The sequence below is a fragment of the Huijunlia imazamoxiresistens genome (assembly GCF_037132455.1).
Classification (GTDB): domain Bacteria; phylum Bacteroidota; class Bacteroidia; order Chitinophagales; family Chitinophagaceae; genus Flavisolibacter; species Flavisolibacter imazamoxiresistens.
In genome coordinates, this window is the sequence record NZ_JBBBEI010000083.1 from 1 (window position 1) to 1,640 (window position 1,640).

General features: G+C 51.5%; 1 protein-coding gene. It reads right to left on the reverse strand.

Annotated features, from left to right (window positions below; all coding sequences use genetic code 11):
* Positions 1–172 precede the first annotated feature (172 nt).
* Positions 173–1,513, reverse strand: a complete 1,341-nt coding sequence (locus V9K67_RS26945; RefSeq protein WP_336728218.1) for a transposase — start codon at positions 1,511–1,513, stop codon at positions 173–175.
* Positions 1,514–1,640 lie beyond the last annotated feature (127 nt).

The following is a 1,640-nucleotide window of genomic DNA, read 5'->3' on the forward strand; positions in this document are numbered from 1 at the left end:
GGGAATCCCTGAAAATAGCTTTTCCAGAGGCTTACTGATCAGATCGGTAGGCCTCTTTTTATTATTGAAGGGTATGTTCGGGGGTTGATTGTCAGGGGTTTTTTGGTATTGGAATGTACTTTTCCTGTCGGCCGTGCCGGTTCAGAAAGTTCACTCTCTGCAAAGTATGCTCTCAAGCGGCTTTCTTTCGTTCCTTGCTGCCACTCCTGCGCTTGGCGATGGTAACGGCATTGGCGCACAGAAGGCCAAAGAAAATCCAGCCCACTTCCGTAGCCTGCGTACGGGCCTTGACCTTGTCCAGCAGGTAATGCAGCTTTTCCCTTCCAAAGCTGCCCTCCAGCCGTGTGCCTCTCAGTGTGCCCAGGGCCGAGCGCATAGCTGCTTTCTGCTCGCCTTCACGCCCTTGCTTTCCCTTGGGCACAAAGCAGGTAGCAATACCATTTTCGGTGCAATATCTGCGATTCTCATTGGTAGCATAAATAGCATCAGCTGCCATCTGCGAGCACTTTCCGGTATAACGCTGTTGTAACTGGATGGAACTTTTCAGCCGTGTGCCTTCATTGAACGCCTCAAAACTTAGAAACTCAATAAAGCAGATCCCATCCACCCACACTTTATTGACCTTGCAGCCAAACTCCACCGGCTTGGTTTCCTTGCCCCGGATAATAGCCCTGAGATATGGCTTGTGCAAGGAAACCATGCGACCCGGCACCCTGGCTTCTCCTTCCATATAGTGCCGCCATTGCTGCTGTTTTACCTCCTCAATGGTGCGCAGATAACCCTCCTGGCTGTTCTTCAGGCGCAGGGAAGGATGCTTTTGTCTTAGGGCGGTGATGCGCCCAACCAATCGATGGAGGTATTGGAGCAGGCTGCGGCAGATCTTTTTATTCTTGCGGTGGCTCTTCTTTCTCAGGCGGGCAAAGGAAAGGTAAGCCGCCTTTTGTTTGAGGTGGTTCACCCGGCTTTTTCGAAGGCCTGCTTCACGCAGCAGCTGGTTCAAAAAGGTAAAGGCCTGGGTGCAGCATTTCCATATCAGTTTGACATCTGTAGGATAGGTGATGAAGCTCTCGTAGCAGGTAGCATCCACCATGCCCAGATGGGGATGGTGCAGATCATCTTTCCAGTGAGCGGCCAGATGCACCTGCCATTTGTCTATGTCCAGGTAGGAAGAAAGGCGCCTTCGCCAGCGTCCCGGTAAGTCGTCATCGCGGATGCGTACGCCGGCTTTAAGGTGGATATCGCAGAAGCGCTGCATGGCCCAGTCGGTATTGAGCCGTTCAATGAGCAGGGCGTCACTGAGGCCATGGTAGTGTTTCAGGATCATCAGGGCGATACCGCCCTTGGTGGTCAGCCAGGCGCTGCGTCCTTTGCCGCTTTGTTCCCTCTTGGTTGCAGGAACCAAGGCAGCGAGCTGATCGAAAGGTATGGCTCGGTAGAGTTTGCCCAGATCAGTTTGAGAGAAGGAGGCTTCTCCGAACCGGGCCATAAATTCGGCAAGGAGATTGGTGTACATTGACTGTTATTTTAATTGTTTCTGCCTCACTTTGGACACATTTAGTGCCATTGTGAGGCTTTTTTACAGCCAATGCACACCTTAATCTATTGATAATTAACCTATTGGAATTTTCAGGGATTCCCTA